The following is a 13,565-nucleotide window of genomic DNA, read 5'->3' on the forward strand; positions in this document are numbered from 1 at the left end:
TCTTCGATCTCGAAGAAGCCCTCGCTGCGATGGTCACCATGTGGGGCACGGGGGAGTTCCAGCATGTCTTGAATCCGGAGATGCCGTGGAACGAGGAGATCCGGGCAGCGTGGGGTCGGATGGAACGCCTAGCCGCGAGCCCAGGCACTGTTGCTCTCGTGCTGCCTGTGGTGGCCGAAATGGACGTACGGGCAGTGCTTCCGGCAATTCGCGTGCCAACCCTCGCCGTCCAGCACTCCGACGACTTGATCGTGCCGCCCGCGAAGGGCAAGTACATCGCTGACCACATACCGGGCGCGAAATACGTTGAGCTGCCAGGGCGCAACATGTACCACTTCGTCGAACCATGGCGCCCGTCCTTCCAGGAAATCGCCGAGTTCCTCACCGGCCACCAGGCAGACGTGGCCGACGATCGGGTGCTCGCCACAGTCCTGTTCACCGACATTGTCGACTCGACACAGCGGGCCGCCGACATGGGCGATCGTGACTGGCATGCCTTGCTCGATGCACACGACGGCATCGTCCGCGTGCAACTCAACCGCTTTCGCGGCCGTGAGGTGAACACATCGGGAGACAGCTTTCTCGCGATGTTCGACGGTCCGCAACGAGCGATCCGCTGCGCCATGGCAATTCGCGACGCGGTGCAATCGCTCGGAATTGAGGTGCGCGCCGGGCTGCACACCGGCGAGTGCGAGGTCCGCGGCGACGACATCGGCGGGATCGCCGTGCATATCGGAGCGCGAGTAAGCGCACTGGCGGCAACCAACGACGTGCTCGTATCCAGCACGCTGCGCGACCTCGTGATCGGGTCAGGCATCGAATTCGAGGAGCGGGGCACTCACGCACTCAAAGGCGTCCCCGGCGAATGGCGCCTCTTCGCCGTCGCCTCTACGTAATGGTGGGCTTCCACGGAGACGCGGTCGGCGCGATGATGCCGACGAGTCCGACATCGCCTGGCGTCATTGTGTTTCGGTCACGGCGCGGGTGGCGCGGCTGGCGCGTCCGGCGCGGGTGGCGCGGGTGCCGGTGAGCTGGCAGGTCCGGGGGTAGCCGCAGTTCCATGTAGGCACTGCTGATATTCCGGAGTACCTGGGACGTTGTCAGCGCCGCAGCTGCAATCGTGAACTTGCGCGGGGGGAAGCGAATTGCAGAAGTCGCTACCAGCCGAGGCAGTTGGTGCGGTCCACATAACACCGGCGGCCAAGGCGGCCGCTGCGCCACCGATCGTGGCCGTCAATACTCTCGTCTTCATGTTGGGATTCCTCTATCTCTGGGAGACCACGACACATCGCCGCCGCCGATTGCGCTAGCCGAATCGTAGGGTTTCAAGAAGAAAGCCGCAGACGTCAGGTGGCAACGACTGTCTTTGCGGTCGCTCAGAACGGCGGCGGATCGTCGTCTGTGTCAGGTGGGGCGGGCCCGAGGTGGCTGACGTGGCGGGCCTGGCGGGTGGTGCGGGCGCGGTGGTTTTGTCGGCGTTCCGCGGCGATGCGGTTGTTGCGGTCTTGTGTACGGGTGCGGCGTCGCTTGGGCATCATGGCCGTCCGGTCACCGCAGTGGTTGATCGGCGGGCCGGATCGCGGCGCCGGTAGGTCACCGGTAGGTACGCACAGGCTGGGGAAGAGCAGCGCGCTGCCTGGTGTGGTGACGTAGGTCTTTCTCGACGGAGAAGTGAGAATGATTGTGCCGTCGGGCAACTGCTGATCACGCCACCCCCAGAATGTCTTCACGAGGTGATGAGTGCGGCAGTAGCACTTGAGGTTCGAGGCATGCGTGGGCCCGCCGTCGGCATAGGGGACGGTGTGGTCGATGTCGCAATCGAATGCGGGCCGATCGCAGCCGGGCCACCGGCAGGTGAGATCTCGGCAGCGCACGAAATCGGCGAGCTTTTTCGACGGCACGTATCCCGGCTCGGGCGCGGCATCGATCGGGTGGATCAGGGGCGCCAGCTTGGCCTGGGCGGCCAACTCGGCAACGAGTTCGGGTGCGATGAGTCCATCGGCGCATGCCTCGGATGCCGTTGCGCCGCTGCGGCCGTCGACGGTGGCTTGGTCGGCGATCACATGAATCACCACAGGTGTGGCGGCGGGCTGTTTTCCAGCGGTGCACTCGCGGAGTCCACAACGACAGCGCAGTCGATCGGCACCCGCCGCGAGCGCAGCCAGCGCGTCAGCGCGGCGTTGCTCGCGAGTGCGGGGGTCGCGCTCGCAGACCGTGCCGGCCAAGATGGTGAGCCGCTTGTCCAGGGCATGCGCATCGGGACTCAACAAGCTGCCGTGAATTTCCGACAAGCCATCCCCGAGATCGGCGAACCAGACCTCGCGTTCAGCGCGCCGCTCCGTGCGACGGCGCACCGCATCGGCGTCCGCCTTGGCGACGATCTTGTCGATGTGTCCCGCCAGCCGGCTCCGCGTCATCGACGGCCAGCGGACCACGCCCAGGGCCAGCTGCGCGTCGACGATCGCGAGCACCTCGCGATCGCTGATCAGATCGGTGCGATAGACGATCGTGGCGAATGTCCGCTGGTCGATGTCACCGGCTTGGAAGACGTCAGCCAGCTTCGGCAGCCGCTCACGCATCGCGCGGGCATAACGCAACTGGCTGGCCGCCAGGCCCTGACTCATGCGCAGCGCCGCAGCCACCTCCGCACTCACCGCCGCCTCAGTGTCAACCGCCCAGTCCTCGGTGTCTGAGCAACGCGTCAACCGGTACGCGAACAGCTCGCCGATAGCCGCCAGAGCCGACGCAGCACCGCGATTCTGCGCGCGCCACGACGCACCGATACGATCCAGCAACACGGCCGACTCCGTCGTGCGGCTGGGATAGCGCCGCTCGAACAGCTCATCAAACCGGGCGATCACCTCCGCCGACGACGCCGCACCCGCGCCCGACCCGAACATACGTTCGATCATGCCAGAGTGGTCCGACACGCACCTCAGTCCGGCGGGGTCACCGGCAGCAGCCGTCGCAGTTGAGTCACGTGCTTCGGCGAGAGCTCCTCGAGGCAGGCGACGCCGAGCAGTTTCATGGTGCGGGTCAGCTGGCCGGACAGGATTTCTACGGCCCGGCGGACGCCGGCTTCGCCACCGGCCATCAACCCGTACAGGTAGGCCCGGCCGACGAGGGTGCAACGCGCACCCAGAGCGACCGCGGCGACGATGTCGGCGCCGGACATGATGCCGGTGTCGACGAGTATCTCGGTGTGGGCGCCGAGTTCACGCGCGACGACAGGCAACAGATGGAACGGCACAGGCGCCCGATCCAGTTGGCGGCCACCATGATTGGACAACACGATGCCGTCGACGCCGAGATCCACCACTGCGCGCGCGTCATCGAGGGTCTGGATGCCTTTGACGACGAGCGTGCCCGGCCACTGCGATTTGATCCACGCCAGGTCGTCGAAGGTCAGGCTGGGGTCGAACATCGTGTCCAGGTATTGGCCGACGGTGCCCGACCAGCGATCCAACGACGCGAACGACAGCGGCTCGGTGGTCATCAGGTCGAACCACCAATGCGGTCGCTGCGCCGCGTCGACGACCGTCCGCAGCGTCAACGCCGGCGGAATCGACATCCCGTTGCGGACATCGCGGAGTCGCGCGCCGGCAACCGGGACGTCGACGGTGGCCAGCAGGGTGTCGAAACCTGCCTCGGCCGCCCGCCGCACCAGTGCCATCGAGCGCTCTCGATCGCGCCACATATACAACTGAAACCACTTGCGGCCCTGCGGCGCAGCGGTGGCTACGTCCTCGATCGAAGCGGTTCCCAAAGTCGACAGCGAAAACGGGATGCCGGCCGCTGCGGCAACTCGGGCGCCGGCGATCTCGCCGTCAGTATGCATCAGCCGGGTGAAGCCCGTCGGCGCTATCGCGAACGGCATCGCGACGTGCCCGCCCAGCACCTGCTGATCGGTGCGGGCAGTGCTGACGTCTCGCAAGATCGTCGGGTGAAACTCGATGTCGCGAAAGGCTTGTCGCGCGCGCTCCAGAGAGATCTCATCCTCGGCCGCGCCGTCGGTGTAATCGAAAGCCGCCCTCGGCGTCCGTCGTTTGGCGATGCGCCGCAGGTCATGGATGGTCTGCGCATCGTCGAGCCGGCGCTGAACACGGTCGAACCGGGGCGTGCGGAGGCGGATCAGCGGCGCGAGGTCGCGCGGCTTCGGTATCCGTCGTTTGACCACTGTGTCACGGTAGGTCTTATGCAATCCGCAAGCGACCGCTTTGATCTGCGGCGTTTCGTTGACGCGCAGGAACGGGTGTACCCGACTGTGCTCGAGGAGCTGCGCGCCGGCCGCAAGCGCAGCCACTGGATTTGGTTTGTGTTCCCGCAGATCGCCGGCCTGGGCAGCAGCGCCACCGCGGCCAGGTACGCGATCTCGTCACTCGACGAGGCCCGCGCGTACCTCCGCCACGACGTTCTCGGGCCGCGACTGCACGAATGCGCGGGGCTGGTCAACACCGTGCAGGACCGCTCGATCGGCGAGATCTTCGGAGCGCCCGACGACATGAAGGTGCGGTCGTCGATGACGTTGTTCGCCCACGCGACCGAGGACAACGGCGATTTCGTCGAGTTGCTGACCCGCTACTACGACGGCGACGAGGATCCGTTGACACTGCAGCGTCTGACCTAGGCCTGCCGCAGAATCCGCCAGCCATGCGGCTCGACAGAGATCGCATCGACGACCTCTTGCGGCGGCGCCCCGCTACCGGCGATCACCTCGGCAGGGCCGGAATCCAGTCGCACCCGTAGCGGGGCATCGTCGATGTTGAGCGCGACGATCAATGCCCGCTCACCATGTCGGGTCCGGTACACGTAGTGCCGATTGTCCAGCCGCAGCGCCGACGTCGACGCGGCCTGCAGCCACGGGTGCCGACGGCGCAACCCGATCAGGTATTGGTGCAGCGACCACACCTCAACCCCGCGGGCGTCCAGCTGCGCTGGGGGAGCGCCGAATTCGGGCCGTACCGCGTCGTCGCCGCCGAACCGCTCCTCCTTGATGCCTTGGTAGCCGAACTCGTCACCGGCGTAGATACTGGGAACGCCGCCGACGGTCATCAGGATGACCAGGGCGTGGGCCAGGTGTTCGGGACGCTGCAGCTGGCTGGCGATACGCGTGACATCGTGGTTGCCGATGAAGGTCAGCGGGGCAAAGCTTTCCACAAACTCGGTGTGTCGCCGCAGTGCATGGTCCAGTTCGAAGAAGTTGCCGTCGTTGAGGCCGCTCCAGATCGCCTTCCACAGCTCGTACTGGGTGGCCGAGTCGAATCCGGTTTCGCGGACCACCGCGGCATAGTCACCGTGAATCAGCTCACCGACGAACCATGCGTCCGGATGCTGCTGACGAACCTTGGGCAGAACGGCAGCCCAGAACTGCTGCGGCACAGCGTAAGCCGCGTCCAGCCGCCAACCGTCAGCCCCGCGGCCCAACCAGTGCGCCATGACGCCGGCGGTGTGGTCGACCACCTCGGGATTGTCGTGGTTCAGCGTGAGCAGGCCGTCATGGCCTTCGAAGGTATGGAAGCTGCCCGGCCGGCCGCGAAACCAGCGGGCCGCCGCGTCGTCGTTCATCGCTTCCCGATAACGCGGAAAGTCGACGCCAACGTGATTGAACACCCCGTCCAGTAGCATCCGCAGACCACGCCGCCGCGCTTCAGCGATCAGATAGTCGAAATCGTCGTCGTCACCGAGGCGCGGATCGATGCGGTAGTGGTCGGTGGTGTCGTAGCCGTGGGTGCGCGAGGCGAAGATCGGCCCGAGCGCGATCCCGGACGCGCCGAGCGTGATCGCATGATCGAACCACTCGGCGACGCGCCGGAGCCGGTGCTCATGAGGATCGGGCGGAACGCTCGCGGGAAACGCGCCGACGAATCCCAGCGGGTAGACGTGCCACCAGATCACATGTTCGACCCAGGCCGGGGCGGTCACCGTCGGTACCTGACCTCGTAGAGCGCTTTGATCTCCTCCTCGAGTTCGGGCGCAGGACCATCGATCACGGCTCTGGGCGCCACGGCGCGGACCGGCAGCATGACGACCGGCGGTGCCGGCACGTCCCAACTGATCAGCCAGTCGGTCAGCTGCGAGTTCGACGTCGCGTACACAATGCGTCCCAGCCCCGCCCACGCGTGCGTGGCCGCACACATTGGACAAGGCTCACATGACGTGTACAGAGTGGTCCGAATACGTTGCACCGGAGCTAGATTCGCGACGGCCCAGCGGATCACGCCCAACTCGGCGTGCAGTGTCTGATCGTCGTCGGTGACGCGGTTGTGGTCCTCGTACAGTGTCTGCCCGTCGGCGCCGACCAACATCGCACCGAAAGGACCATGTCTGGCTTTCAGCGCGATGCCGGCAAGCTCGCTGCAGCGCCGCAGGTGCTGGAGGTCGACGTCGTGGGAGACCACAGCCCCGAAGTCTACGGAGGGGAGCTACCCGGCGGTCGCCAACGTTCGGGCGGTGGTGATCGCCTGCGCGACCCCGGTGACGATCGCGGCGACCTTCAACGCCTCCAGGATCGCTTCGCGGTCGACGCCGGCCTCGCGCAAGGTGTGCTCGTGGGCGGTCACACAGTGCGAACACCCGTTGATCGAGGACACCGCGAACGACCACAACTCGAAATTCGCTTTGTCCACGCCCGGGTTACCGATGATGTTCATCCGTAGACCGGGACGAAGGTCGTCGTACTTGCCGTCCAGGAAGCCCCGGCCACGGTAGAACACGTTGTTCATACCCATGATCGACGCGGCGCCCAGCGCCGCCTGGTAGGCCTCGGACGACAGGACGTCGGCCGCCTCGGCGCCAATTTCGGCCAGCACCTGGGTATTCCGCGTCGCCGCGGCACTGGCCAGCAAGGTGCCCCACAGCTGTTCTTCGTTCAACACCGTGCTGCGACTGATCGAACCCAGATTGAGCTTGAGGTCCTTGGCGTAGTCGGGCAGTGTGTCTTTCAGGTTGTCGACGCTCATCAGGCTGACTTCCTCAACTCTTCACCGGCGTCGATCGTGGGGTCACCCTTGCGCCAGTTGCATGCGCACAACTCGTCGGACTGCAAGGCGTCGAGCACGCGAAGCACCTCGTCGACGTTGCGACCCACCGAACCGGCGGTCACCGAGACGAATTGGATTTCGTTGTTGGGGTCGACGATGAATGTGACACGGTCGGCCACACCGTCGTTGTTCAGCGCTCCGGTGGCTTCCGCCAGTTCGCGCTTGAGGTCCGAAAGCATCGGGAACGGCAGCTTCTTCAGGTCGTCATGCTGTGCACGCCACTGAAAGTGCACGAACTCGTTGTCGACCGAGGCGCCGAGCACCTGGGTGTCGCGGTCGATGAATTCGTCATTCAGCTTGCCAAACGCGGCGATTTCGGTCGGGCACACGAAGGTGAAGTCCTTCGGCCAGAAGAAAATGATCCGCCACTTGCCGTCGAAATCGCCACTGGAGATCGTGGTGAAGTAATCCTCCGGCTGTTGCGCGTCGACCTTGGAAAGGTCGCCACCGATCAACGCCGTCAGCCGGTAGGCCGGGAACTGGTCGCCAATAGTCAGCAATGCCATGTCGCTCCTCCGCTCAAATTGGATTTAGTCCAGAATGCTGCTGCCACCATCCTGCCGGAACAGCACTTTGAATGAAAGGTGATCTTTCCCACTACACTGATCGGCATGACCGATAAGAGTTATCAGCCGACGATCGCCGGACTCCGAGCCTTCGTCGCCGTCGCCGAGAAGCAGCACTTCGGCAGCGCCGCAACAACTCTCGGCGTCAGCCAGTCGACGCTTTCGCAAGCGTTGTCGGCGCTGGAGACGGGTCTCGGGGTTCAACTCGTCGAGCGGTCGACGCGGCGAGTTTTCCTGACGAGCGAGGGGAGGGCACTGCTACCGCAAGCCCAGGCCGTGATCGAGGCAGCGACGGCCTTCACCGCCGCGGCCGCCGGTTCCTCAGACCCGCTGCTGGGCATCATGCGGCTGGGCCTGATCCCGACGGTGGCACCCTACATCCTGCCCACGCTGCTGGCCGGGCTGGCCGATCGGCTGCCCGGGCTCGCCTTGCGGGTGATCGAGGATCAGACCGAACGGCTATTGACCGGGCTGCGTGAAGGTTCGGTGGACGCGGCACTTATCGCCCTGCCGGCCGAAGCCAGCGGCATCACCGAAATCCCGATCTACGACGAAGATTTCGTGCTCGCTCTGCCGCCGGGGCATCCGTTGGCCGGCAAGCGTCGAGTGCTGCCGACCGCGCTGGCCGAGCTGCCGCTGCTGCTTCTCGACGAGGGCCACTGCCTGCGCGACCAGGCACTCGACGTCTGCCGCAAGGCGGGTGTGCGCGCCGAACTCGCCAATACCCGGGCGGCGTCGCTGGCCACGGCGGTCCAATGCGTGGCCGGCGGGCTGGGCGTGACGTTGATCCCGCAGATCGCGGTGCCGGTGGAAACTGCGCGTAGCCGCCTGGAACTGGCCTACTTCGCCGCACCTCGACCCGGACGACGCATCGGGTTGGTGTTCCGGTCGTCCAGCGGGCGCGAAGGGCCGTATCGACAACTCGCCGGGCTGATCGGCGAGCTACTCGTTGGCGACCAGCAAGTACGCCCGGCGGGGTAGCGACGGCCACCCCAACACCGCGGCCGAAGTGAACGTGTTCTAGTTTCGGCTGATGCTGGACTTCACGTTGGAGAACATCAGCTCCGAGGAGGTCGAACGGCTACGGGCTGTCTATGGCCCCTTGGCTGAATCCGTCCGGGAGTTGATCGACGCGACGGTCAGAACCGAGATGGACGCCGATGCGGTCGCGACGGCCAAGGCCGAGATCGACTCGGCCACGGCGCGTTTGCGCCAAAAGCAGACCGATGGCAGCTTCGGCGTGCGCTATCTCGCCAGCGGCGAGCGGATGGCGTGGGGAAACGCCGTCGTCGGGCTGCGCAACCCGATTGCGCCGCCGGTGAAGATCCGTCGCGACGGCACCGGTAAATCCACGTGCGACTTCGATCTGGGTGCCGCGTACGAGGGTCCCCCCGGCCACGTCCATGGCGGTGTGGCTGCACTCGTGCTCGACCACCTGCTGGGGGAGGCGGCCAGCGATGGCATCAATCCACGCCTGACCGGGACGATCAGCTTCCGCTACGTGCGGGCCACCCGCCTGGGCCGGCTGCATGCCGAAGCCACGACCACCCACACGGAGGGCGTCAAGACCTATGCCGTCGGCCACCTCGCCGACGACGAGGGAATCACCGTGGAGGCCGAGGGTGTATTCATCCAACCGCGCTGGGCGCGCGACGGCTCGGAATAGGTTTCGGTAATGGAAAAGATAGTCGCGGTACTCATGGCCGCGGATCGTGACGAGGAGTGGTGTCAACGGCAGCGGGGATCCGTCGCGGACGCGATCCTCACGCTCGGCGTCGCCGGGCTGACCGTGAATGTCCGCGATGCGGCGGTGACTCATTCGCTGATGACACTGACCACGCTCGACCCACCCGCGGCCGCCGTGGTGAGCATCTGGACCCAACAGTGCTACGGCGACCAGGCCGCGGCGGCGCTGCAGCTGCTGGCGGATGAGTGCGACCAACTCGCGGCCTATCTGGTGACCGAGTCGATCCCGCTACAGGCACCCCTCGAACTGGGCAGCCGTACAACAGGTTTGGCTAACGTGGCGTTGCTGCGCCGACCGGCCGAACTTGACCAGGCCAGTTGGCTGCAGCGGTGGCAGCACGACCACACTCCGGTGGCGATCGAGACTCAGTCCACCTTCGGTTACACCCAGAACGCCGTGGTGCGTGCGCTGACTCCGAATGCGCTGGCGCTGGCAGGCATCGTCGAAGAGCTGTTCCCGACCGAGGCGATCACCGACCTGAAGGCGTTCTTCGGCGCGGCCGACGACGCCGACCTGCAGCACCGATTGTCCCGAATGGTGGCCAGCACATCGGCATTCGGCGCCAACGAGAACATCGACACCGTGCCGACCAGTCGCTATGTGCTGAAAACGCCCTTCCACAGCTGAGGAGACACCCGTGATACTCCAGGTCGACGATCAGAACCGGGTACGCACGCTCACCCTGAACCGGCCCGATTCGCTCAACGCGTTCAACGAAGCGCTCTACCAAGCCACCGCCGAAGCATTGCGGGCGGCAGCCGAAGACCCCGAAGTCGCTGTCGTGCTGTTAACCGGTGCCGGACGCGCCTTCAGCGCCGGCAATGACCTCAACGAGATGCAAGCGCGCATCACCGACCCCGAAATGGCCAATCAGGGATCGCATTTCACCACGATGATCGACGCGCTGACCCGGTTCCCCAAACCGCTGATCTGCGCCGTGAACGGCGTCGGCGTCGGGATCGGCACCACCATCCTGGGTTACGCGGACCTGGCGTTCATGTCCACGACCGCGCGGCTGAAGTGCCCATTCACCAGCTTGGGTGTGGCACCGGAGGCAGCATCGTCGTATCTGCTGCCGCAGTTGATCGGCCGCCAAAACGCCGCCTGGCTGCTGCTGTCCTCTGAGTGGGTGAGCGCGCACGAAGCGCTGGCGATGGGCATGGTCTGGAAGGTGTGCGAACCCGAGGACCTGCTCGCGGAGGCCCGCAGGCACGCCGAAATCCTGGCCTCCCGGCCGATTCCGAGCCTGATCGCGGTGAAACAATCCATCGTCGAACCCACGCGTCCCGACATCGCCGCGGCGACCGTACGTGAAAATGCGCATTTCGCAGAACTTTTGGGCGGGCAGGCCAATGCGGCGGCCCTGGCGGATTTCACCGCCAAGCGGGGTAACTGATTACTCAGGAACCGGTGGGCTGCAACTGCGCGGCGGCCTCGATGATCGCGCGCACCGTGCGCCGGCAACGGCCGCAGTCCAAGCCCGCTCCGCATCTCGCGGCGACCTCTTTGGACGTCGATGCCCCGCCGGCGACCGCATCCGAGACGGTCTGACTGGTGACTCCCTCGCACAGGCACACGTACATCAGCGAACCCCTGAATTCAGGGTTGTTGATGACTGCTCAGCCCGCATGTAGGCAAGTCTAACCTAACTTCATTCGCGAAGGCTATCCTTACTTAGGTAAGGCTTTGACCAGCACTTTTAGTGAAATCGCCGCTGAAATCAGCACGCCGATGTCTGCAATCTGGACTAGGTTTGATCTCGGCAGGCGGTGGCGTTCCAGCCCAACCTCATCGTCAATCGCCGCGAGTCGAAACCGTGCCAGGGAGAATTGAGGAGCGATCATGCAAGGTGATCCCGATGTTTTACGCCTTCTGAACGAACAACTGACTAGCGAACTCACCGCAATCAATCAGTACTTTCTGCACTCCAAGATGCAGGAGAACTGGGGTTTCACGGAATTGGCGGGTCACACCCGCGCCGAATCGTTCGATGAGATGCGGCACGCCGAGGCGATCACCGACCGCATTCTGCTGCTGGACGGGCTGCCGAACTATCAGCGGCTGTTCTCGTTGCGCATCGGTCAGACGCTGCGTGAGCAGTTCGAGGCCGACCTGGCGATCGAATACGACGTGCTGAACCGCCTCAAGCCCGGTGTCATCATGTGCCGCGAGAAGCAGGACTCGACCAGCGCCTTCCTGCTGGAAGGCATCATCGCCGACGAGGAAAACCACGTTGACTACCTGGAGACCCAGCTGCAGCTGATGGACAAACTCGGTGAAGAGCTGTACTCGGCGCAGTGTGTTTCGCGTCCACCGACGACGGGTCAAGCCGGCGACTGAGCGGGTATAGCAACTGCGTATGACCAAAGCGCAGACGACCTCAGACCCCGACACCAGCGGCGCACTGGTCAGCCCGCAGCGCCGTAATTTCGTCTTCCTGGCGATCGTGCTGGGCATGCTGCTGGCGGCGTTGGACCAGACCATCGTCGCCACCGCGTTGCCCACGATCGTCGCCGATCTGGGTGGGGCGGGCCATCAGTCGTGGGTCGTCACCAGCTACCTGCTCGCCTCGACGATCATCACCGCATTGGTCGGCCGGCTCGGAGATCTGTTCGGCCGCAAAACGATATTCCAGGCGGCCGTGACGTTCTTTGTCGCCGGATCGGTGTTGTGCGGGCTCTCGCAGTCGATGGCGATGCTGGTCGGCGCGCGGGCGCTGCAGGGGATCGGCGGCGGTGCCATCACGGTGACGGCCACTGCGCTGATCGGTGAGGTCATTCCACTACGGGACCGCGGCCGCTATCAGGGCGCGCTGGGTGCGGTGTTTGGGGTGACCACGGTGATCGGCCCGCTGCTGGGTGGCTATTTCACCGACCACCTGACCTGGCGGTGGGCGTTCTGGGTCAACGTGCCGGTCTCGATCGTCGTCTTCTTCGTTGCGGCCGCGGCGATCCCGTCGCTGGCCACGCGCGGGAAGCCGGTCATCGACTACGCCGGAATCCTGTTCGTCGGCCTGGGCGCGACCGGGCTGACGCTGGCCACGAGCTGGGGTGGCACCACCTATCCGTGGAACTCGCCGACGATCATCGGTCTGTTCGCCGCCTCCGCGGCGGCGCTGGGCATCTTCGTCTGGGTCGAAAGCCGGTCATCTGGGCCGGAATTCGCGCCGATCCTCCCGACGCGGCTATTCGCCAACCCGGTCTTCACGGTGTGCTGCGTGCTGTCGTTCGTGGTCGGCTTCGCGATGCTGGGCGCGCTGACCTTCTTGCCGACGTACATGCAGTTCGTCGACGGGGTCTCGGCGACGACATCGGGCCTGCGCACGCTGCCGATGGTCGCCGGGATGCTCTCGACGTCGATCGGCAGCGGTGTCCTGGTCGGCCGAACCGGGCGATACAAGATCTTCCCCGTCGCCGGAACGGCGGTGATGGCCCTTGCTTTTTTTCTGATGTCCCGAATGGACCCGTCCACATCGGCACTGCTGCAATCGGTTTACCTGTTCATCCTCGGCGCCGGCATCGGGTCGTGCATGCAGGTGCTGGTGCTGATCGTGCAGAACACGTCGAGTTTCGAAGACCTCGGCGTCGCCACGTCGGGGGTGACGTTCTTTCGCACGATCGGCAGTTCATTCGGTGCGGCGATTTTCGGCTCACTGTTCACCAATTTCCTGCACAGCCGGATCGGCGCGGCGTTGGCGGCGAGCGGCGCATCACCGGCAGCGGCGAATTCACCTGAGGCGCTGCACCGGCTGCCACGCGCGGTCGCCGCGCCGATCGTCAACGCCTACGCGGAGTCGCTCACCCAGGTGTTCTTGTGGGCGGTCCCGGTCGCGCTCGTCGGATTCACCCTGGCGCTGTTTCTCCGCGAGGTTCCGCTGCGGGATATCGGCACCAACGCCACCGACCTGGGTGACGGATTCGCGATGCCGACCACGCAGACTTCCGAGGACATGTTGGAAACCGCGATCGGGCGCCTGATGCGTGGCGAACCCGGTATGCGGTTGCGCAGCATCGCCATGCGGCCCGACTGCCGGCTCGACGTCGCCGAGTTGTGGGCGTTGTTGCGTATCAATCGGCATCAGCGGGCATTGGGGATCGCCCGGATCACCGACATCGCAGAGCAGTTCGGGATTCCTTACGAAGTCCTCGAACCCACCTTCGAGCGCCTGGTCCGCGGCGGCTACGCACAACGAGACGTCGACCGGTTTTGGCT

At 65.2% G+C, this 13,565-nt stretch carries 16 protein-coding genes; 8 read left to right on the forward strand and 8 right to left on the reverse strand.

Going from position 1 to position 13,565, the window contains the following annotated elements; genetic code table 11:
• A partial coding sequence (locus tag WAN02_RS05420) for an adenylate/guanylate cyclase domain-containing protein (protein WP_422263151.1) occupies positions 1-896 on the forward strand: 896 nt, incomplete at its 5' end.
• A gap of 480 nt (positions 897-1,376) precedes the next feature.
• Here the strand turns inward: WAN02_RS05420 and WAN02_RS05425 are convergent.
• Positions 1,377-2,900 carry an HNH endonuclease signature motif containing protein gene (locus WAN02_RS05425; RefSeq protein WP_422263165.1) on the reverse strand — a complete coding sequence of 508 codons (1,524 nt, stop codon included), beginning with the start codon at positions 2,898-2,900 and terminating at the stop codon, positions 1,377-1,379.
• Positions 2,901-2,935: 35 nt separating this feature from the next.
• Positions 2,936-4,177, reverse strand: a complete 1,242-nt coding sequence (locus WAN02_RS05430; RefSeq protein WP_422263152.1) for an alpha-hydroxy acid oxidase — start codon at positions 4,175-4,177, stop codon at positions 2,936-2,938.
• An 18-nt stretch (positions 4,178-4,195) separates the two neighbouring features.
• Between WAN02_RS05430 and WAN02_RS05435 the strand changes: the two genes are divergently transcribed.
• Positions 4,196-4,627: a DUF1810 domain-containing protein gene (locus tag WAN02_RS05435; protein ID WP_422263153.1), complete on the forward strand. Its 432-nt coding sequence runs from the start codon at positions 4,196-4,198 to the stop codon at positions 4,625-4,627.
• On the opposite strand, the gene WAN02_RS05440 is transcribed toward WAN02_RS05435, so the two are convergent.
• The 4 genes from WAN02_RS05440 to WAN02_RS05455 are packed head-to-tail and all read right to left on the reverse strand — an operon-like array spanning position 4,624 to position 7,546.
• Positions 4,624-5,922, reverse strand: a complete 1,299-nt coding sequence (locus tag WAN02_RS05440) for an alpha-amylase family protein (RefSeq protein WP_422263154.1) — start codon at positions 5,920-5,922, stop codon at positions 4,624-4,626. The two genes, WAN02_RS05435 and WAN02_RS05440, sit on opposite strands and share 4 nt — an antisense overlap.
• The gene (locus WAN02_RS05445; RefSeq protein ID WP_422263155.1) at positions 5,919-6,398 is read right to left on the reverse strand and encodes a nucleoside deaminase; all 480 of its coding nucleotides are present in this window, start codon (positions 6,396-6,398) and stop codon (positions 5,919-5,921) included. The genes WAN02_RS05440 and WAN02_RS05445 overlap by 4 nt, the downstream gene beginning before the upstream one ends.
• A gap of 24 nt (positions 6,399-6,422) precedes the next feature.
• Positions 6,423-6,959, reverse strand: coding sequence for an alkyl hydroperoxide reductase (locus WAN02_RS05450; protein WP_422263156.1), 537 nt, complete (start codon positions 6,957-6,959; stop codon positions 6,423-6,425).
• Positions 6,959-7,546, reverse strand: a complete 588-nt coding sequence (locus tag WAN02_RS05455) for a peroxiredoxin (protein ID WP_422263157.1) — start codon at positions 7,544-7,546, stop codon at positions 6,959-6,961. The genes WAN02_RS05450 and WAN02_RS05455 overlap by 1 nt, the downstream gene beginning before the upstream one ends.
• Before the next feature lie 105 nt (positions 7,547-7,651).
• On the opposite strand from WAN02_RS05455, the gene WAN02_RS05460 reads away from it, so the two are divergent.
• Genes WAN02_RS05460 through WAN02_RS05475 form a run of 4 tightly spaced genes read left to right on the forward strand, consistent with a single transcriptional unit; the run spans position 7,652 to position 10,749 of the window.
• Positions 7,652-8,587: a hydrogen peroxide-inducible genes activator gene (locus tag WAN02_RS05460; protein ID WP_422263158.1), complete on the forward strand. Its 936-nt coding sequence runs from the start codon at positions 7,652-7,654 to the stop codon at positions 8,585-8,587.
• A 52-nt stretch (positions 8,588-8,639) separates the two neighbouring features.
• On the forward strand, positions 8,640-9,272 hold the full coding sequence (locus tag WAN02_RS05465; RefSeq protein ID WP_422263159.1) for a PaaI family thioesterase: 633 nt from the start codon (positions 8,640-8,642) through the stop codon (positions 9,270-9,272).
• A 9-nt stretch (positions 9,273-9,281) separates the two neighbouring features.
• Positions 9,282-9,980: a hypothetical protein gene (locus WAN02_RS05470; RefSeq protein WP_422263160.1), complete on the forward strand. Its 699-nt coding sequence runs from the start codon at positions 9,282-9,284 to the stop codon at positions 9,978-9,980.
• 10 nt (positions 9,981-9,990) lie between these two features.
• A complete protein-coding gene (locus WAN02_RS05475) occupies positions 9,991-10,749 on the forward strand; it encodes an enoyl-CoA hydratase/isomerase family protein (RefSeq protein ID WP_422263161.1) in 759 nt (252 codons plus the stop codon).
• A 4-nt stretch (positions 10,750-10,753) separates the two neighbouring features.
• On the opposite strand, the gene WAN02_RS05480 is transcribed toward WAN02_RS05475, so the two are convergent.
• A complete protein-coding gene (locus tag WAN02_RS05480; protein ID WP_422263162.1) occupies positions 10,754-10,936 on the reverse strand; it encodes a (2Fe-2S)-binding protein in 183 nt (60 codons plus the stop codon).
• Positions 10,937-11,023: 87 nt separating this feature from the next.
• Entirely contained in the window at positions 11,024-11,197 is a 174-nt protein-coding gene (locus WAN02_RS05485) for a hypothetical protein (RefSeq protein WP_422263163.1), read from the reverse strand.
• Between WAN02_RS05485 and bfr the strand changes: the two genes are divergently transcribed.
• Together bfr and WAN02_RS05495 are read left to right on the forward strand one after the other, a co-directional pair.
• The gene (gene bfr / locus WAN02_RS05490) at positions 11,196-11,693 is read left to right on the forward strand and encodes a bacterioferritin (protein WP_325692076.1); all 498 of its coding nucleotides are present in this window, start codon (positions 11,196-11,198) and stop codon (positions 11,691-11,693) included. The two genes, WAN02_RS05485 and bfr, sit on opposite strands and share 2 nt — an antisense overlap.
• Positions 11,694-11,712: 19 nt before the next feature.
• A partial coding sequence (locus WAN02_RS05495; RefSeq protein WP_422263164.1) for an MDR family MFS transporter occupies positions 11,713-13,565 on the forward strand: 1,853 nt, incomplete at its 3' end.

The sequence above is a fragment of the Mycobacterium sp. genome, from assembly GCF_049281135.1.
In the GTDB taxonomy this organism is placed as follows: Bacteria; Actinomycetota; Actinomycetes; order Mycobacteriales; family Mycobacteriaceae; genus Mycobacterium.